At 58.4% G+C, this 19,614-nt stretch carries 17 protein-coding genes; 11 read left to right on the top strand and 6 right to left on the bottom strand.

Translation table 11 applies throughout. The annotated features are described in order from the left end of the window. Positions 1–118: 118 nt before the first annotated feature. Positions 119–787 (bottom strand): polysaccharide lyase family 7 protein, encoded by a 669-nt coding sequence (locus tag ACYZTX_RS16745; RefSeq protein ID WP_462035000.1) that lies wholly within the window; start codon positions 785–787, stop codon positions 119–121. Positions 788–1,138: 351 nt separating this feature from the next. On the opposite strand from ACYZTX_RS16745, the gene ACYZTX_RS16740 reads away from it, so the two are divergent. From ACYZTX_RS16740 to ACYZTX_RS16730, 3 genes are all read left to right on the top strand, one after another. Next, positions 1,139–2,230 (top strand): DUF3616 domain-containing protein, encoded by a 1,092-nt coding sequence (locus ACYZTX_RS16740; protein WP_462034999.1) that lies wholly within the window; start codon positions 1,139–1,141, stop codon positions 2,228–2,230. Between the two features lie 194 nt (positions 2,231–2,424). Next, a complete protein-coding gene (locus ACYZTX_RS16735) occupies positions 2,425–3,216 on the top strand; it encodes an alpha/beta fold hydrolase (RefSeq protein ID WP_462034998.1) in 792 nt (263 codons plus the stop codon). Positions 3,217–3,598: 382 nt separating this feature from the next. Then, positions 3,599–4,270, top strand: a complete 672-nt coding sequence (locus ACYZTX_RS16730; protein ID WP_462034997.1) for a dTMP kinase — start codon at positions 3,599–3,601, stop codon at positions 4,268–4,270. A 300-nt stretch (positions 4,271–4,570) separates the two neighbouring features. Here ACYZTX_RS16730 and ACYZTX_RS16725 read toward each other — a convergent pair whose 3' ends face one another. Genes ACYZTX_RS16725 through napE form a run of 5 tightly spaced genes read right to left on the bottom strand, consistent with a single transcriptional unit; the run spans position 4,571 to position 8,641 of the window. Further along, the gene (locus ACYZTX_RS16725) at positions 4,571–5,167 is read right to left on the bottom strand and encodes a cytochrome c3 family protein (RefSeq protein ID WP_462034996.1); all 597 of its coding nucleotides are present in this window, start codon (positions 5,165–5,167) and stop codon (positions 4,571–4,573) included. A gap of 9 nt (positions 5,168–5,176) precedes the next feature. Then, on the bottom strand, positions 5,177–5,662 hold the full coding sequence (locus tag ACYZTX_RS16720; RefSeq protein ID WP_462034995.1) for a nitrate reductase cytochrome c-type subunit: 486 nt from the start codon (positions 5,660–5,662) through the stop codon (positions 5,177–5,179). Positions 5,663–5,673: 11 nt separating this feature from the next. Then, entirely contained in the window at positions 5,674–8,178 is a 2,505-nt protein-coding gene (gene napA / locus ACYZTX_RS16715) for a nitrate reductase catalytic subunit NapA (protein ID WP_462034994.1), read from the bottom strand. Next, positions 8,175–8,435 (bottom strand): chaperone NapD, encoded by a 261-nt coding sequence (locus ACYZTX_RS16710; protein ID WP_462034993.1) that lies wholly within the window; start codon positions 8,433–8,435, stop codon positions 8,175–8,177. Before ACYZTX_RS16710 ends, napA begins: the two co-directional genes overlap by 4 nt. Before the next feature lie 38 nt (positions 8,436–8,473). Beyond that, positions 8,474–8,641 (bottom strand): periplasmic nitrate reductase, NapE protein, encoded by a 168-nt coding sequence (napE, locus tag ACYZTX_RS16705; RefSeq protein WP_046027232.1) that lies wholly within the window; start codon positions 8,639–8,641, stop codon positions 8,474–8,476. A 318-nt stretch (positions 8,642–8,959) separates the two neighbouring features. Here napE and ACYZTX_RS16700 point away from each other — a divergent pair, with 318 nt between their 5' ends. From ACYZTX_RS16700 to ACYZTX_RS16665, 8 genes are all read left to right on the top strand, one after another. Next, positions 8,960–9,403 (top strand): CopD family copper resistance protein, encoded by a 444-nt coding sequence (locus tag ACYZTX_RS16700; protein ID WP_462034992.1) that lies wholly within the window; start codon positions 8,960–8,962, stop codon positions 9,401–9,403. 117 nt (positions 9,404–9,520) lie between these two features. Beyond that, a complete protein-coding gene (locus ACYZTX_RS16695; protein WP_462034991.1) occupies positions 9,521–10,867 on the top strand; it encodes an oxygen-independent coproporphyrinogen III oxidase in 1,347 nt (448 codons plus the stop codon). Between the two features lie 22 nt (positions 10,868–10,889). Continuing rightward, complete coding sequence (gene hemN / locus ACYZTX_RS16690) at positions 10,890–12,278, top strand: oxygen-independent coproporphyrinogen III oxidase (RefSeq protein ID WP_462034990.1); 1,389 nt, start codon at positions 10,890–10,892, stop codon at positions 12,276–12,278. A 104-nt stretch (positions 12,279–12,382) separates the two neighbouring features. Further along, complete coding sequence (nosR, locus tag ACYZTX_RS16685; protein ID WP_462034989.1) at positions 12,383–14,563, top strand: transcriptional regulator NosR; 2,181 nt, start codon at positions 12,383–12,385, stop codon at positions 14,561–14,563. Between the two features lie 56 nt (positions 14,564–14,619). Next, positions 14,620–16,539 carry a TAT-dependent nitrous-oxide reductase gene (nosZ, locus tag ACYZTX_RS16680; RefSeq protein ID WP_462034988.1) on the top strand — a complete coding sequence of 640 codons (1,920 nt, stop codon included), beginning with the start codon at positions 14,620–14,622 and terminating at the stop codon, positions 16,537–16,539. A gap of 27 nt (positions 16,540–16,566) precedes the next feature. Continuing rightward, entirely contained in the window at positions 16,567–17,859 is a 1,293-nt protein-coding gene (locus ACYZTX_RS16675; protein ID WP_462034987.1) for a nitrous oxide reductase family maturation protein NosD, read from the top strand. Continuing rightward, on the top strand, positions 17,856–18,779 hold the full coding sequence (locus ACYZTX_RS16670) for an ABC transporter ATP-binding protein (RefSeq protein ID WP_462034986.1): 924 nt from the start codon (positions 17,856–17,858) through the stop codon (positions 18,777–18,779). The genes ACYZTX_RS16675 and ACYZTX_RS16670 overlap by 4 nt, the downstream gene beginning before the upstream one ends. Next, complete coding sequence (locus ACYZTX_RS16665; RefSeq protein ID WP_462034985.1) at positions 18,776–19,606, top strand: ABC transporter permease; 831 nt, start codon at positions 18,776–18,778, stop codon at positions 19,604–19,606. The genes ACYZTX_RS16670 and ACYZTX_RS16665 overlap by 4 nt, the downstream gene beginning before the upstream one ends. The last annotated feature ends 8 nt before the right edge of the window (positions 19,607–19,614 follow it).

The following is a 19,614-nucleotide window of genomic DNA, read 5'->3' as shown; positions in this document are numbered from 1 at the left end:
AGAATAGACCGGAGCACTGTCTAACTCTTCGAGTTGAAGATTCACCGCTTCCGTGCGCCCGATCTGAAGTCTTCACCCTTCGGATCGGGGTGCCAACGGTAGTGACCTGAAGAAGCGACTAAATGTTGTGTTGGATCTCCAGCATCCTGAACGTCACTTTTCCGCCCTCGGTGGGATAGCCGGTGTTGTCCTGCACATACGCACCCGCTTTGAAATACAGTGGTTTGGTCTTCCAGCTCGGGTCGACGGTGGTTCTCCAGTTGTATCCTGCTGCGCTGATGCCCAGCGCGCCCTTCGGGCTGAGGTGGATCTGGTAGGAAAAGTTGCGGTTGAGCGGCACACCCGTCGCAATGGTAATGACCTGGCCCTCTTCATCGTCGGGGCGCAGGCGCACCTTGGCGACAATGTTTCCCGTCGAAGCCGACGTTTTGTATTGGTATTCCAGCTTCACCATGGGGCTGTTGCTGTCCTTGTTGTGAATCTGACCAATCACGATCTTGCCGGTGCTGGGCACCTGATTGACGGCCAGACTCGCCCGCAGTTTGTTATCCGCCGCTGGATACTGCCAGTTGCGCAGAGCTCCATTGCTATAGGTTTCTCGCAATTCGCTACGTGGGTACACAGCGTTGGCCGTCCTGGAACCGGTCACAGGTGCCCAGAAGGTAAGGGTAGCGGCTTCAGAACTGAAATACTGGTCGTTGAAGCCTTGCGCCAATCGAGGCGTTTCGATGGTGGCCGGTGGGCTGCCTTCAGGGATGCTCAAATTCCAGGTGGCGAGGTCGATCATGGCAATAATCCTGTATTCGGGGAATGTTGCGGCCACAGTTGCGCTCGAACCGACGCTATTGAACTGTGTCAAATGGGTCTGCTGATTAGGAAATCCGTATGGCGGTAGATTGACGTCAAATGTTCGTCGAGGTGGTTGTTGCAGGCTTTGTGCCTGCGGGGGGCACCGTTAGTCGGCTATTTTTGGAGTTGATGGAACTAATCCGGATTGCTTGGCAGATGCAGCAAAGGGGCCTCAACCATCAACGGTGGACGGTTCGGCTAGGACGAGTGCATGCTCCGGACGAAGAGCACGCGCAGAATCCGGTTCTGAATAACCGGCGCGCAGCGCCATAAAGACAGGAGACCGCTCATGAGCCACCGAAGCAATTTTGCGTTATTGAGCTTTGATCCGGCGTTTGCGTCGTTGCGCGATGGCCTTTCGGTCGCTCAGCAGATTGACGACACACTCTGGGTGGCGAACGACGAAACCACGAGCCTGGAACGCCTGAAAATCCAGGATGCTGCGCCCGGCGGCATCGTAAGGTGCGACGAGCACCAATCGTTTCCGCTTCTGGAATATCTGGATCTGCCCGTACCGAAACAAGGCGCCGAGATCGATATCGAGGGCTTGGCCTATGCCCATGACAGTGGTTACCTCTGGGTGGTGGGCTCCCATAGCCTGAAGCGCAAGAAGTCCGAGGCCGGCACTTCTGCACAAAAGAATATCAAGCGCCTGTCGACAGTAGAGGCGGACGGCAACCGTTTTCTGCTGGCCCGCATCCCTGTGGTGAAGCAGAACGACAGCTATGTACTCGCCAGGAAAGTGGATGCCGATGGACGTACAGCGGCGCAGCTGCAGGGCAACGAAGTCGGTAACGACCTGACCGCGGCCATTGCTGAAGATCCTCAGCTACGCGACTTCCTGCGTATCCCGGGTAAGGACAACGGCTTCGATATCGAAGGGTTGGTGATGATCGGCACGCGCCTTCTGCTGGGGCTGCGTGGGCCGGTTCTACGCGGCTGGGCCGTGGTGTTGGAGATCGAACCCGAGCTGAACGACGCCTCGTCTGACACGCTGGTGCTGAAGAAGATCGGTCCGGATGGGCGCCGCTACCGCAAGCACTTCTTCGCGCTCAATGGCCTGGGCTTGCGTGACCTGTGCACCCGCGGTGACGATCTGCTGTTCCTGGCGGGCCCCACCATGGAGCAGGACGGTCCGGTAACGGTCTTCCGCTGGCGCGGCGGTTTCGCTTCCGACGAGGAAAGCGTGGTCTTCACCGATCAATTGGAGACGGTGCTGGAGGTGCCTTTCGGGCAAGGCGACGATCACGCAGAGGGGATGTGTCTGTTCCAATCGGGCGAGCAGCCTGGGGAGGTCCTGATGATCGTCTACGACGCTGCAGCTGAGAGTCGTAAACACGGCGATACGGATGTGGAAGGGGACCTGTTCATCCTGGATTAGCCACGCACATCGACGTCAACGCGGCCTGTAGATCAGTTTGCCTGGACTGCTGGTCGCCACGCTCGGACTTGCAGGCCCTGCAGTTCGAGTCGGTCTTCATCGCGGTGAAATGCCTCGGCGCAACAAATGTCACCCTTTTTTGCAACGCAAAAGCCAGACGCTGTCTTAACAGCGGGTAGGCCAAGGGGGAAACCATGACAACGCACAAATTAACCATTAAAGACTTGCAGTTGAACGTTTCAATCCGCGGCCAAGGCTCACCGCTGCTCTTGCTCAACGGCCTGGGTGGTTTGATCTGTACCTTCGATCCCCTGCGCGATGAACTGGTGGACTACAAGACCATTACGTTGGACGTTCCCGGGGTCGGCAAATCGCAAATGCCCCGTTGGCCGATGCGTCTGCCGCGCCATGCCGACCTGATCGCCGAGATGCTCAAGCAATTGGGAATCGACCAGGTCGATGTGTTCGGCGTGAGTTGGGGCGGAGCGTTGGCGCAAGAATTTGCCCTGCGTTACCCGAGCATGGTGCGCCGGCTGATCCTCGCGGCGACCTCGGCCGGCCCGGCGATGCTGGTGAAGCCCGCCGACATCCTGGATTTTTTTGGCAGGAGCAAAAGCGCCAAACCGCGCAAGCAAGAAGGCTCGCGCAATTCGATACAGACGCTGCTGCGCTTCGGTGTGGTGAACGGCATGCTCACGGTCAACCCGCGAACCTATTACCACCAGCTCACCGCCTTGGTCGGCTGGACCAGCCTGCTGCGGCTGTTCCGTCTGCGCCAGCGCACGCTGATCCTCACCGGCGAACGCGACACCCTGGTGCGGCTGTACAACGCGCACATCCTGCGCCGCACCATTCGCCGTGCCGAACTGCACGTCCTGCAGGGCGAGGGGCATTTTTTCGTGGTGACCAGCGCCAGGCGAACCGCCGAAGCGATACGCGAATTCCTCTGCCAGCAGTACGGCGATGAAGAGCCCCAGGCTGTGTGAAAACGTTTCAGAGCAAGTTTGACAGTCAGAATCGAAACGAACCTAATAGGCTTCATGGTTTACCTAAAGCTCAGTCATATAGAAAATAGTAGGGCGTTCAGGTTAATCAGCGACGCTGACAACAAAGAGCAAAGCGGACGGCAGCGAAATGAACACCGATGTGAGCAGTTCCATCCAGACACACGATTGAATTTATGGGCGATGCCCGATGTTCGTAAGCGGCTGTAACCCTGGATTTTGAGACCCGTTAGCCAGAAACTAATTTAGAGTGTTCATCAATGTCTGTTCGTAAAGGCCCTGCACTCGATTCGCGTAGTCGCGCCAAGCGGTTCCAGCGAACGAACCAGGCAAAAAAAACCGTATATCAATCGTTATTTGAAGAATGAATCGTCCGCTGTTTGTTTCTCTAGACGGGCCCAAGGGAACCGGCAAAACCACACTTTTGGAAGCCGTCACGAAAGTACTGAGGGCAGACAACAAAAAGGTGATCCGACTTTGCGAGCAAAAAAGCGATCCCTATAGGGGTGAAACAATGGCCCTCGTTAACAAACTCGTCAGAAATCCCACTCGGGATTTGGAGTTGGAGGTTTGTGAGCGCTTTGCTGATAGCCGTACCTGGATTTCCCAGCACGTGCTGACTAAACAGCCACCAGACAGCATCATCTTGATCGATCGCTGGTACCCGTCTGATGCCGCGTTTCGCCGGATAGTCCCGTTTGCAGAGATTCTACAGTTGAACATTGATCGAAACGTGCGAGTGCCAGACCTGCATGTCGGAGTTGTCACCGCCCCTGATATTTCATGGGCGAGGGCAGCGGCACGACGGCGTGGACTGAGCAGTACTGTGATCCATAAGCTGGAAGAACATGTCGCTTGTACCAAGGCGTTCGAGCGAGCGATTGCAGATCACGGCTGGGTTTTATGCCGTAATGAAGGAACGATCGAAGACGCAACGATGCAGGTGGTTTCTGAGATCTATAGCGTCCTTCGATGCCACGCAGGCGAAGTTCGCTGCGCCGGCCTTGATGCGGTTGAGATAGCCGTAGATATATAGTTCGTTAGCAGGAGCGATGGGGTGATTTGTCGCCGCAGCGGCCGGCTGACGCTTTGACTGGAGGCCTGTCAACGAATGCGTAAAGCTAAAACTTTCCAAATTTGAAACTTTGGATGAAGACATGTAGTCGCTATTAAATCGAACTCGGTAAGCTGAGATTTGTGTGGCTGAACGATTGAGTCAATCTATTGCATCGACTGGTTGAGTCCACAACCCATTGAGGTGATTCGCATACGAACGTGAACTATCCAGTTGCGAGCGGGCCTTTAGGCAAGTTCCACGCAGCTCACCAGAAAATCTTTACCAGCCTTTTACTCCGCTCATATCCGGCAGCCTGTGAGCGATGCCCTTATGGCAGTCGATGCAGGTGGCCTCACCACTGGCCAATGACGTCGAGTGCATGGCCGCGGCCCGCTTGCCCTGGCGGGTGAAGTCCATGAACTCGAAGTTGTGGCAGTTGCGGCATTCGCGGGAGTCGTTAGCCTTGAGCCTGGCCCACTCATGTTCGGCCAGTTCGCGGCGCAGGGTGAGGAACTTGTCGCGAGTATCGATAGTGCCGAAAATCTTGCCCCAGACCTCCTTGGACGCTTGCATCTTGCGCGCGATCTTGTGTGTCCATTCGTGGGGGACGTGGCAGTCCGGGCAACTGGCGCGCACGCCGGAGCGGTTGGTGTAGTGAATGGTGTCCTTCAATTCGACGAATACGTTGTCACGCATTTCATGGCAGGAAATGCAGAACTTTTCGGTATTGCTCAGCTCGAGCGCGGTGTTGAACCCCCCCCAGAAAATGATCCCGGCGATGAAACCGCCTAACGTCAGAAAGCCCAGACTGTAATAGAGGCTCGGACGACGCAGGATGCCCCAGTAATCCTTGAGCAGGGCGAACAGTGCTTTCATGTTGCCTCCTCAGGGTTTCTGCGCGGCGTTGGCGTCGTCTTGCAGTATTTTGTCGATCGTCTCGAAGCTGTTCCCCACCAACGGCAGCACATCTGCTTGCGGCACGTGGCACTGGTTACAGAAGTACCGACGGGGTGAGACCGCTGCCAGCGCCTGACCGTCGCGGTCCATGTAGTGGGTGATGCTGATCATCGTCGCCTGGGTCCGTGCGCTGTTGGCACGGCTGTGACAGGACAGGCACTTGTTGCCGTTCTTGTCGATCTGATATCCGCGGATGGTGTGCGGGATGGTCGGCGGCTGATCCGGGTAGTTGCGTTCGCGTTTCAGGTCCTTGTTTTCTTCGTCGGCGATGGGCGGGGCCGGCATACTTTGGGTCAAGGTGCCGCCGGGTCTGCGCCCATCTGGCCCTGGAGCATCGAGCGGGTAACCGACTTCTGCAGCGATGACCACGCCCATCGCTGCGAGCAGGAGCAACGGCAGGATTCGAAAAGACATGACAGTTCTCCTCAGGCCACGCTGATCAACTCGATTCGTATCGCGCATTTTTTGTAGTCGGTCTGCTTGGAGATCGGATCGGTGGCATCGAGCGTGACTTTGTTGATCAGCTTGTTGGCATCGAAAAACGGCACGAACACCAAGCCTTGAGGCGGTTTATTACGCCCGCGTGTTTCGACGCGCGCACGGATTTCCCCGCGTCGGCTGATCAGTTTCACCTCACTGCCACGCCGTGCTTTCAAGGCCTTGGCATCTTCGGGGTGCATGTAGACCAGTGCGTCCGGCACCGCTTTGTGCAGTTCCTCGACGCGCTGGGTCATGGTGCCGGTATGCCAGTGTTCGAGGACGCGTCCGGTGCTCAGCCAGAACGGGAAATCGGCGTCCGGTGCTTCGGCCGGCGGCTCATAGGGAAGGGCGAAGATGATCGCTTTCTTGTCCGGGTAGCCATAAAACTGCACTTCGCTGCCTTTCTCGACGTACGGGTCCAGCCCCTCGCGGTAACGCCAGCGGGTTTCCTTGCCGTCGACCACTGGCCAGCGCAGACCCCGTTCGCTGTGGTAACGGTCGAATGCGGCGAGGTCGTGACCGTGGCCGCGACCGAACTGGGCGTACTCCTCGAACAAACCTTTTTGCAAGTAGAAGCCAAAGGCTTTGGCTTCATCGTTTTTGTATCCGGCTTCCAGTTGCTCGACCGGGAACTGATCAACCTGGCCGTTCTTGAACAGCACGTCGAACAGGGTCTTACCCTTGTACTCAGGAGACTTGGCCAGTAATTCGGCGGGCCAGGTTTCATCGGTGGTGAAACGCTTGGAAAATTCCAGTAACTGCCACAGGTCCGACTTGGCGTCCCCTGGTGCGCTCACCAACTGGTGCCAGAACTGCGTACGCCGCTCGGCGTTGCCGAAGGCACCTTCCTTTTCCACCCACATGGCGCTGGGCAGGATCAGGTCGGCGGCTTGGGCGGAAACGGTAGGGTAGACATCCGAAACAATCACGAAATTTTCAGGGTTACGCCAACCCGGCAGGACCTCCTGCATGATGTTCGGCCCGGCGTGCATATTATTGCTCGCCTGGGTCCAGTAGACGTTGAGAATGCCGTCCTTGAGCATGCGACTCTGTTCCACCGCGTGAAAACCAGGCTTTTCCTGAATGGTGCCGGCGGGCAGTTTCCAGATTTTTTCGGCGATGGCGCGATGCTTGGGGTTGGTCACGACCAGATCGGCAGGTAACCGGTGGGAGAACGTCCCGACTTCGCGTGCTGTACCACAGGCCGATGGCTGGCCGGTCAATGAGAATGGGCTATTGCCCGGTTCGCTGATTTTTCCGGTAAGCAGGTGGATGTTGTAAATCAGGTTGTTGGCCCATACGCCACGAGTGTGCTGGTTGAAGCCCATGGTCCAGAACGACACGATCTTGCGCTTGGGATCGGCATACAGCTCGGCCAGGTTCTTGAGCCGTTCTGCCGGAACACCCGTCTCCTCGGCGGTTCGTTCCAGGGTGTACGGTTTGACGAAGGCTGCGTATTGCTCGAAGGAAATGTCCGTCCAGGTGTTGGCCTTGCCGGCATTTTTCGCCTTCATTTCCCGTGGATCGTCAGGGCGCAGGCCGTAGCCGATGTCATCGGCGCCTTTGGCAAAGCGGGTGTGTTTGGTGATGAAGTCCTGGTTCACCGCGCCGCTTTCTATGATGTGGTTGGCGATGTAGTTGAGGATCATCAGATCGGTTTGCGGCTTGAACACCATGGGGATGTCGGCCAGTTCGAAGCTGCGGTGTTCGAAGGTCGACAGTACGGCGACTTTCACGTGAGGCTGACTCAGGCGTCGGTCAGTGACACGGCTCCAGAGCACCGGGTGCATCTCGGCCATGTTCGAACCCCAGAGCACGAAGGCGTCGGTGGCTTCGATGTCGTCGTAGCAACCCATCGGCTCATCCATGCCAAAGGTGCGCATAAAACCCATCACCGCCGAGGCCATGCAATGCCGCGCGTTGGGGTCGATGTTATTGCTGCGAAAGCCTCCCTTCATCAGCTTGTTGGCGGCATAGCCTTCCCACACGGTCCATTGCCCGGAGCCGAACATGCCGACCGACTCGGGGCCCTTACTCTTCAGGGCTTCCTTGAATTTCGACTCCATGATGTCGAAAGCTTTCACCCAACTGATCGGCTGGAATTCGCCCTGCTTGTCGTATTGGCCATTCTTCATTCGCAGCAGCGGTTGGGTCAGGCGGTCGACGCCGTACATGATCTTCGACAGAAAATAACCCTTCACGCAGTTCAGGCCTCGATTGACCTCGGCCTTGACGTCGCCGTGGGTGGCAACCACCCGGTTATCCCGAGTCGCGACCATAACGCTGCAACCGGTGCCACAGAAACGGCAGGGCGCCTTGTTCCAGTCCAAGGTGACCATGTCTGCTTCGGTAATCAGGTTACTGGAGGAGGTCACAATCGGCAGACCGGCAGCAGCGGCAGCGATGGCGGCCGCCTGGGTCTTGACGAATGCTCGGCGGGACATGCTCATTCGATATCTCCTTCGGGCTCGAGGAGTTCGTGATAAATCAACGCGGCGTTGAGTACGCCCGGCAAGTTGTTGATCTGTTCAATGCGTTGAAGGATTTGGCTTTCGTGTAAGGCTTCAAGTACCACCACCAGTTTTCCCGCAGCACTTTCCTGATGCAGTTCCACACCGTCCAAAAGACGCAAGTTTGCTTTAACCGAGTCGAATAATTCAGGTCGGGCAAGTACCACAAGGCTGGCAATATGCAGGGCGTCGTCCATGTGCAGGCTCCAACAGGCTTTTAAGAAAAGGCTATTAGTCAGTTGGGTGGTCCCGGTGGGCCGTACAACATTTGGAAAAACCAGACGATGAAGCCGTAGCCGCCGACGATAGCGACAGATAGCAACGGAAAGAGGCAGACGACAAGAAAGAGAAACAGCCGGGTTTCCTTGCTGCGTTCAGGTTTGCGTTCTTCAGCCCATGACATTGGGGAATCTCCAGCCGAACCTACGTTCATACTAGGTCACGATGTTTAGGCAGGCCGCCTATCAGGTATTTGTCTCGACCAGCGGTAAAAACGATCGCTCCTGCGCGCTCGATAGTAGTCCTGTCATGCTGAGTGAGCGTCCCCCTGGCTTGCCTCCCATGTTCTTCTGAACTGGATGATGCCGCACGGTGAGTGTGGGTTTTGTGGCTTTCTTGATCGATGTCAACCGTATGGATCGGACGGCTCTGTAGTCTCCAGAGACCGACATCCCGTGCGCTTGTGCCATAACGGGTTGCCTTGACTCAAGGCGAAACCTCCATGATTTATCCGCTGATTCTGACGTTGCACCTGTTTGCCGCCCTGATCTTTATCGGCACAGTGTTCTTCGAAGTCCTGTTCCTGGAAAGCATCCGCAAACAGCTACCCGCGAGGGTGATGCTGCTGGTCGAGCAGGGCATCGGCCGGCGAGCGCGTTCGCTGATGCCATGGGTGCTGCTGGTGTTGTTCGGCGCGGGGCTTGGCATGGTCTGGCTGCGCTACATGCCAGTGCTTGCCTCACCGCTGGCCTCATCGTTCGGCACATTGCTGGCTTTGAAAATCGCGGTGGCGGTGAGCGTACTGCTGCATTTTCTGGTCGCCATGTTTTTGTTCAAAAGTGGCCGAATGAGTCCGCGGTACCTGCATTTCATCCATGGCAGCCTGTTCTGCCACATGGTCATTATCGTGCTGTTGGCCAAGGGCATGTTTTACCTGACCTGGTAATCGGACCTGACCGGTGGTCCGTTCTGCAAAGACATCGCTTGCGCTTGATACAAATCAAGGCGCATTGATCGTTAAGTCCCGACACTGATGATCCGCAGCCAGTCTCGGAGACCCGTCATGCTCGATCTATTTCACAACCCCGGCGAGCCGACCGCACGGTGCGATCAAGGCGTGCTTGACCCTAACTGCCATGCCGACACGCAAAAATTTCATAACGGTATTGGCTCTCTGGATCTGCTTCGTGCCCTGCGCGTCAGCCGCCAGAAGTGCCGTCCGCTGTCCCTGAACGTGCAACTGCCTTCCAGCCTCAAGCCGTCTTCCTGTTCCCCGCGCGATATCGTCGGCGAGCACCACGGTATCGAGCAGTACCTTGAGCACCTGGAGCAGGAAATCGACCTCGTCGGTTGTCACCTGGGTGCGGAGCAACGGGTCGAGCAGTTTCATTTGGGGGGCGGCACTCCCGCGCCTGCCCATCTGGAGCGGCTGATGAGTCATCTGCGTGGGCGGTTCAATTTTCTTGAACATGAAGGCGGTGACTACAGCGTCGAGGTAGACCTTCACCATACCGACTGGTCGACCATGGGGTTGTTGCGCAATCAGGGATTCAATCACGTCAGCATCGGCGTGCCGGATATCGACGCCGACTGTGACAGGTCGGTGGCCTGCTACCAGAACCCGGCGCCGATCCAGTCGCTCATGGATGCCGCGCGCACCTTTGGTTTTCGATCCATCAACGTCGATCTGGGTTTTGGCCATGCCTGGCAGACGCCAGACAGTTTTGCGCTGAAGCTGGCGAGCATTATCGAACTGGAGCCGGACCGGCTGATGGTGTTCGATTATGCCCGGCCACCACGGCGCTATCGGCCGGTGCTCGGTGACAAAATCAGAGCACTGTGCAGCCAGGACGATAAAGGCGCGATGCGCCAGATCTGCTTTGATCAACTGCTTTGCGCGGGTTATCACTACATCGGTCTGGGGCAGTTTGTCCGGCCCGATGATGATTTGGCGGTCGCCCAGGAGCGAGGCCGGTTGCGCCGTACCTGTGAGGGTTTCTCCCGTCACGGCTATTGCGATCATGTTGGATTCGGTTTGGGTGCCATCAGCCAGATCGACGATTTGTACACGCAAAACACCGACGAGATTGAACGCTATCAGCAGCAACTGGAGATGCGGCAATTGCCGACGTGTCGAGGCTGGCGCTTCGAGGCGGGGGATCAGATCAGGCAAATGGTCATGGAGCGTCTGGCCTGTGATCAGGAACTGGATATCCGCGCCATCGAGAGGCGCTACGGACTGGCTTTTTCCAAGTACTTCTCCGCCGTCTGGCCGTTGCTGGAGCAACTGAGCCGGGATGGGTTGATTGAATTGTCAGACCGTTTCATCAGCATCCTTCCCGCCGGTCGGCCGGAAGTGGATGCCATCTGCAACCTGTTTGAAAAAGATTTGGGCGGTGCGAAGCATTAACCCCATTGCGAGTTGATCGATCATGAACAAGACATTTGATTTCAATCGCGCCCTGGTCGAAAAGTATGACCGCCCGGGGCCGCGCTATACCTCTTACCCCACAGCGCCGCAGTTTCATCAGGCGTTTGCCGTTGACGATTATCAGCGTGCCGCCCGCGACAGCAATCAGGTGGCCGCGCCGAAACCGTTGTCGGTGTACATCCACATTCCGTTCTGCAAGAGCCTTTGTTACTACTGCGCCTGCAACAAAATCATTACCCAGAAAACCCATCGCGCCGTCGAGTACCTGAAGTACCTCAAGCGTGAAATCGCGATGCAGGCGGCCTTGTTCGACAGCACCCGCAAGCTCACTCAGTTGCACTTGGGTGGCGGCACGCCGACCTATTTGACCAGCGAGCAGCTGGCGGACCTGATGGACTGCCTGCACCAGGCATTCAACATGGATGACAGCGATGACCATGAGTTTTCCATCGAGGTCGACCCGCGCACCATCAGCACCGAGCAGATTCAGTCGTTGCGCCAGTTGGGCTTCAATCGCCTGAGCTTCGGCGTGCAGGATTTCGACCCCGACGTGCAGGCAGCGGTCAATCGCCTGCAAAGTGAAGAGCAGATTTATGCGCTGGTCGCGGCGGCGCGCGAGGCGCAATTCAAGTCGATCAGCGTCGACCTTATCTACGGTCTGCCACTGCAAACCGTGACGAGTTTCGACGTCACCCTCAGCAAGATCATCGCGCTGCGTCCGGACCGGATTGCCGCCTACAGCTACGCGCATTTGCCGGAGATGGTCCGCGCGCAACGGCTGATTCGACCCGCCGACATGCCGCCACCGGAGCGCAAGCTGGAACTGCTCGAGCTGACCATCCGCCGTCTGACCGAGGCCGGTTACGTCTATATCGGCATGGATCATTTCGCCTTGCCGGATGACGAGCTGGCGCTGGCCCGGGCCAATGGCACCCTGCAGCGTAACTTCCAGGGCTATTCCACCCATGCCGACTGCGATTTGATCGGCCTTGGCGTGTCGTCGATCGGCAAGGTCGGTGACAGCTACAGCCAAAGCGTCAAGGAGCTTTCGCAGTACTACGCCCGTATCGATCAAGGGTTGTTGCCGGTGCATCGGGGTTATCGCTTGAACGCCGACGACCTGCTGCGTCGCGAGGTGATCAGCGACCTGATGTGCCATGGCCGTATCGCGTTCGACAAGTATGAGGCGGGTCATGGCATTCGCTTTACCGAGTACTTTGCCGAGGCGCTGGCACAGCTGGACGAGCATGTGCGCGATGGGCTGCTGCAGATTCATCGCGACGAATTGGTGCTGTTGCCACAAGGGCATTTGATGATGCGCAGTGCCGCGATGGCGTTTGACGCCTATCTGGGTGGTGAACAAAAAGGGCAGTTTTCACGCACCGTCTGAGACATTGGAGCGTGTCCTATAACGACTTATGTTGATTTCAATCAAGGGCAGGGGGCGCAACGCTCCCTAACATGACCGCAAGCCCTTTTGAAATCAGCGAGCCCATGACAATTCATCAGCCTTCGATACACGGCAACCTGCGCGACTGGGGCGTCGGGCTGGTGGTCCTGCTGATGCTGATGCTCGCCACCTTCGACGGGGTTCAGGCCAAGCAATACGGCGACATCGAGCAGCAGCGCATCGAGAAAACCTTCCCTCAGACCGACTCGGTTTCCGCGCCCGAAGGCCCGTTCAAGGTGCGCACGCTGTCCGCCGCCGGCAAGGTGCTCGGCTATGTTTTCCAGAGCCTGGACGTGGTGGATATTCCGGCCTACTCAGGCAAACCGATCAACACCCAAGTGATCCTCGACACCGCCGGCATGATTCAGGATGCCTATGTGCTGGAGCACCACGAGCCGATTTTGCTGATTGGCATCCCTGAGGCAAAACTTCACGGCTTCAGCGCCAAATACAAAGGGATCAAGGTCAGTCAGCGGGTCGTCGTCGGCCATTCCAGCGATCCGAATGCGGTTACCGTCGATGCGATTGCAGGGGCCACCGTCACGGCGATGGTGGTCAACGAGGTCATCATGCGCGCCGCCCACGAAGTGGCGGTATCACTTAAGTTGATCGCGGACACGGGCGGTGCGGCGCGCAAACCCGCCACCGTGCGCCAGGACTTTTTCGAGCCTGCCACCTGGGAACAACTGACCGGCAACGGCGCCATCCGCCGCTTGAACCTGACCCGTGGCCAGGTCGACACCGCCTTCAAGGGCACCGAAGCCGAAGGCGTCGACAACGCCAGCGCCGATCAGGTTGATGAGACCTTTATCGAGCTCTACACCGCCGACTTGAACCCGCCGACCATTGGCCGCGCGCTGCTGGGCGACAATCAATATCGCTTCCTCATGCAAGACCTCAAGCCCGGCGAACAGGCCATCGCGGTACTGGGTCGCGGGCTGTTTTCCTATAAAGGCTCGGGGTATGTGCGCGGCGGGATTTTCGATCGGGTGCAATTGCGCCAGTTCGGGAATGTCATCAGCTTTCGCGACATGGACCACCAGCGGCTCTCGGATGTGTTTGCCAAAGACATGCCCGAGTTCACTGAGATGTCGATTTTCATTGTGCGCGAACCGGCGAAGTTTGATCCGGGATCGCCCTGGTCTCTTGAGTTATTGGTACGTCGCCAGACCGGCCCGGTCAGTGGCACGTTCAGCAGCTTCGAACTGGCCTATCAATTGCCCGAGCCCTACCTTGAGCGCCCACTGCCCAGCGCCGAAGAACTGGCCGCCATCGAGGAAGCCAGCCGGCCGATGTGGTTGACCATCTGGTATCAGAAACACTTCCAGATCGCTGTACTCGGGGCTGCGTTGCTGCTGCTGACGGCCATCCTGTTCCTGCAAGACAAGTTCACCCGCCGGCCGCATTTTCTGCACTGGCTGCGCCGCGGGTACCTGGTCTTTACCGTGGTGTTTATCGGCTGGTACGCGCTGGGGCAGTTGTCAGTGGTCAATGTCCTGACCTTCGCCCATGCGCTGTTCGATCATTTTCGCTGGGAGCTGTTTCTCACCGATCCGCTGATTTTCATGCTCTGGGTCTTCACCGCAGCGAGCATTCTATTGTGGGGTCGCGGCGTGTTCTGCGGCTGGTTGTGCCCGTTTGGTGCCTTGCAAGAGTTGATCAACGAAGCCGCGCGCAAGCTGAAAATCCCCCAGTACGAACTGCCGTTCGCGGTCCATGAACGGCTGTGGGCGATCAAGTACATCATTTTGCTGCTGCTGTTCGGTATCTCCCTGGAGTCGATGTCCACCGCCGAACTGTTCGCCGAGGTGGAACCGTTCAAGACCGCCATCACCCTCAGGTTCGACCGCCAATGGTGGTTCGTCCTCTACGCAGTGGCGCTGCTGGTCATCAACCTCTTCACCCGTAAAGTCTATTGCCGCTACATCTGCCCCCTGGGTGCGGCGCTGGCGATTCCGAGCAAATTTCGCCTGTTCGACTGGCTCAAACGCCGCAAGGACTGCGGCACGCCCTGCCAACTGTGCGCCAAGGAATGCGAGATCCAGGCGATTCACCCCGATGGCCGGATCAATGCCAACGAGTGCCATTACTGCCTCGATTGCCAGATGACTTACGAGAACGACCACAAATGCCCGCCGCTGATCAACAAGCGCAAGAAACGCGGCAAAGCGGCACCTGTCGCTGCGCAACTGATCCCTGTCGTGGAAGTAACCGCTCTGGAATGAACCCCGCGAGCGCACGTACGCAGCGACCGTTTTTATCCCTTCAAGGAACACACCTCATGAACGACACAGAATCCAAAAAACCCACTGAAGTGCCGGAGCCGACCGGCCTCAGTCGTCGCGGCTTCCTGGGCACCAGTGCGGTGACCGGCGCGGTACTGGCCGGTGCCACGGCCATCGGTGGCGCAGTGTTTACCCGTGAGACCTGGGCGGCAGCGGCCAAGGACGCGCAACTGAAAACCCACGTCGGGCCGGGCGAGCTGGATCAGTACTACGGTTTCTGGAGCGGCGGCCATCAGGGCGAAGTGCGGATCATGGGCATTCCGTCGATGCGCGAGTTGTTGCGTGTTCCGGTGTTCAACGTCGACTCTGCCACCGGCTGGGGCCTGACCAACGAAAGCAAACGGATCATGGGCGACAGCGCGCATTTTCAAAATGGCGACTGCCACCACCCGCATTTGTCGATGACCGACGGCAAGTACGACGGCAAGTACCTGTTCATCAATGACAAGGCCAACAGCCGCGTTGCGCGTATCCGTCTGGACATCATGAAGTGCGACAAGATGCTCACAGTGCCCAATGTGCAGGCGGTTCACGGGCTGCGCCTGCAGAAAGTCCCGCACACAAAGTACGTGTTCGCCAATGCCGAGTTCGTCATTCCGCACCCCAATGACGGCAGCACCTTCGACCTGCAGGACAAGAACAGCTACACGATGTTCAACGCCATCGATGCCGAAAAAATGGAGATGGCCTTCCAGGTCATCGTCGACGGCAACCTGGATAACACCGACGCCGACTACACCGGCAAGTATGCGGCGTCGACCTGCTACAACTCGGAGAAGGCCTACGACCTGGGCGGCATGATGCGCAATGAGCGTGACTGGGTGGTGGTGTTCAACATCCAGCGCATCGAAGCGGCGATCAAGGCGGGCAAGTTCATCACCCTGGACGGCTCCAAAGTCCCGGTGGTCGATGGGCGCAAAAACGAGGGCAAGGACAGCGCGTTCACGCGTTACATCCCGGTGCCGAAGAACCCCCACGGGATCAACATGACGCCCGATGGCAAGTACTTCATTGCCGCCGGCAAACTCTCGCCCACTTGCACGATCATCGCCACCGCGAAGCTGGATGATCTGTTCGACGACAAATTCAAGGACCCGCGTGACGTGGTGGTCGGCGAACCGGAACTGGGTCTGGGCCCGCTTCACACCACCTACGACGGCCGCGGTAATGCCTACACCACGCTGTTTATCGACAGTCAGGTGGTGAAGTGGAACGTGGAGGAGGCCGTTCGCGCCTACACCGGCGAGAAGGTCAACTACATCAAGCAGAAACTCGACGTGCAGTACCAGCCGGGCCACAACCATGCGTCGCTGACCGAAACCCGTGAGGCCGACGGTCAATGGCTGATGGTCCTCAGCAAGTTTTCCAAAGACCGCTTCCTGCCGACCGGCCCGCTGCACCCGGAAAACGACCAGTTGATCGATATATCCGGCGAGGAAATGAAACTGGTGCACGACGGCCCGGCCTTCGCCGAACCCCACGACTGCATCATGGCCCGTCGTGACCAGATCAAGACCAAAAAAATCTGGGACCGCAACGACCCGTTTTTTGCCGAGACCGTGGTGATCGCGGCCAAAGACGGGATCAAGCTGGAGACCGACAACAAGGTCATCCGCGACGGCAAGAAAGTGCGCGTCTACATGACCTCGATGGCCCCGGTCTACGGTGTCACTGAGTTCACCGTCAAGCAGGGGGATGAGGTCACCGTAATCATCACCAACATCGACCAGATCGAAGACGTGACCCACGGCTTTGTGATGACCAACCACGGTGTGAGCATGGAGATCAGTCCGCAGCAGACTTCGTCGATCACGTTCACTGCCGACAAGGCTGGCCTGCATTGGTACTACTGCAGCTGGTTCTGCCATGCGCTGCACATGGAAATGGTCGGCCGCATGCTGGTCGAGAAGGCCTGACGGTTGCCCATCGACAGGAGCGGGCCAATGACCGATTTCAAGCAAACCCCGATGAAGGTCATTGCACTGGCGCTCCTGTCGCTTGGCGGCAGCGCGCTGGCGGCGGTGCAACCCGTCACTAGCTTGCCGTTGAAACTGGACGCCGAGCAACGCTGGCACCTGCCGGCGGGGGAATACCGTGGATCGTTCAGCGTCGATCAACCGATGCAAATTGTCTGCGAGCCGGGCGCGGTGTTCCAGGGAGAGGGGCAGGGCAACGGCTTGATCATCAGTGCGCCGGATGTCGGCATCGAGGGCTGTACCTTTCTGGACTGGGGGCACGACCTCACCGCGATGAACGCGGGGCTGTTCATCCAGCCCAAGGCCCATGGTGCGGTGATTAAAGGCAATCACCTGCAAGGTCGGGGCTTCGGCATCTGGGTCGACGGCACTCAGGATGTGAGCCTGATCGACAACCGCATTCAGGGTGATCCGACGATGCGCTCGCAGGATCGCGGCAACGGCATTCATCTGTATGCCGTGCATGGCGCCAAGGTCATTGGCAATCAGGTCCGCGACACCCGCGACGGCATCTACATCGACACCTCGAACGGCAACCTGCTGCAGGGCAATACCCTCGAAGACCTGCGCTATGGCGTGCATTACATGTTCGCCAACGATAACCAGTTGCTCGGCAACACCACGCGCCGCACCCGCACCGGCTACGCCTTGATGCAAAGCCGCAAGCTCACGGTGATCGGCAATCGCTCCGAGCAGGATCAGAACTACGGGATCCTGATGAACTACATCACCTATTCAACCTTGCGTGACAACTTCGTCACCGACGTGCGCGACGGCTCGACCGGCGACAGCATGATCAGCGGTGCCGAGGGCAAGGCGTTATTCATCTACAACTCGCTGTTCAACAGCATCGAACACAACCACTTCGAGCACAGCGCCGTGGGCATCCATCTCACCGCAGGCTCGGAAGATAACCGCATCGCCGACAACGCTTTTGTCGGCAATCGACGGCAGGTCAAGTACGTCGCCACCCGTTTGCAGGAATGGTCGGCAGAGGGGCGAGGCAATTACTGGAGCGATTACCTGGGCTGGGACCGCAACAACGATGGTCTCGGCGATATCGCCTACGAACCCAATGACAACGTCGACCGTCTGCTGTGGCTGTACCCGCAGGTGCGGCTGTTGATGAACAGCCCCGGCATCGAGTTGCTGCGCTGGGTGCAACGGGCCTTTCCGGTGATGAAATCGCCGGGGGTGCTGGACAGTCATCCGCTGATGAAGTCATCCACTCAAACCCTGACCCAGGAGCCCGCGGCATGAACGTCATCGACATAGAAGGTGTCAGCCAGCGTTATGGGCACGCCACGGTGTTGCATCGGTTGAACCTCAGCCTGGCGGAAGGTGAAGTACTGGGTTTGTTCGGGCACAACGGCGCGGGCAAGACCACCAGCATGAAACTGGTGCTGGGCCTGCTCCAGCCCAGCGAAGGGCAGGTCAGGGTGTTCGGCCGTTTGCCCAGTGATCCCCACGTGCGGCGCCTGCTCGGTTATCTGCCGGAGAACGTGACCTTTTACCCGCAGTTGAGCGGTCTTGAGACCTTGCGCCATTTCGCGCGACTCAAAGGCGCAGCGCCTGCTCAGGTTGACTTGCTGCTCGAGGAAGTTGGCCTGGCGGGGGCGGCACATCGGCGGGTCAAGACCTATTCCAAAGGCATGCGTCAACGCTTGGGGCTGGCGCAAGCGCTGCTCGGCGAGCCGCGTTTGTTGTTGCTGGACGAGCCGACCGTCGGCCTCGATCCCATCGCTACCCAGGATCTCTATCGCTTGCTCGATCGCCTGCGCAGCCAGGGCACCAGCATCATTCTGTGTTCTCACGTGTTGCCGGGCGTCGAGGCGCACATCAACCGCGCAGCGATTCTGACCCAGGGCCGCCTGCTGGCCCTCGGCAGTCTGCACAGTTTGCGCGAGGAAGCCGGGTTGCCGACGCTGATTCGCGCCAACGGCCTCAAGCACGCCGGACCCTTGCAGCAACGCTGGAACAACGCCGGGCACGTCACCGAGCGCTGGGGCGTCGAAGGGCTTGAAGTGGCTGCGCTCAATGGCAGCAAGCTCGGGCTGTTGCGCCAATTGCTCAATGAAGACGAACCGGCCGACGTGGAAATCCATCAGCCGTCTCTGGAAGATATTTACCGCTACTACATGAGCCGGGCCGGTGCGGCGTCGATCGGGGAGGCCGTATGAACGCTGTCTGGAACATGGCCCGCAAGGAATTCAGCGACGGTTTGCGCAATCGCTGGTTGTTGGCGATCAGTGTGTTGTTCGCGGTGCTCGCCATCGGTATCGCCTGGCTGGGCGCGGCAGCCTCCGGGCAATTGGGTTTCACTTCGGTGCCGGCCACCATTGCCAGCCTCGCCAGTCTGGCAACGTTTTTGATGCCGTTGATTGCGTTGCTGTTGGCCTATGACGCCATCGTTGGCGAGGACGAGAGCGGCACGTTGCTGCTGTTGCTGACCTATCCCTTGGGTCGCGGGCAGATTCTGCTCGGCAAGTTTGTCGGCCACGGGTTGATCCTGGCGCTGGCGACGTTGATCGGTTTTGGTTGCGCGATGCTGGCCATCGCCGTGTTGGTGGATGATGTCGAACTGAGCCTGCTGCTCTGGGCCTTTGGCCGGTTCATGGCGTCGTCGACGTTGCTGGGCTGGGGTTTTCTGGGGCTGGCCTATGTACTGAGCAGTGTGTCTGCCGAGAAATCCACGGCGGCCGGGTTGGCGTTGGGTGTCTGGTTCTTCTTCGTGCTGGTGTTCGACCTGGCACTGCTGGCGCTGCTGGTGCTGAGTGAAGGGCAGTTCAACCCGAAAGTGCTGCCCTGGTTGCTGTTGCTCAATCCCGCCGACATCTATCGCCTGATCAACCTTTCCGGTTTTGAACCCGGCGCCCATGCCGCGGGTGTGCTGACGCTGGGCAGCGATTTGCCGATGCCGGGCTCGATGCTCTGGCTATGCCTGTCGCTGTGGGTGGTGGCGCCGTTGGGCTCGGCCTGGCTGTTGTTTCGACGCCGGGCGACATGAACTTCCCC

It is taken from the genome of Pseudomonas sp. MDT1-17 (assembly GCF_054898105.1).
This window is presented reverse-complemented; position numbering and strand designations above follow the sequence as displayed.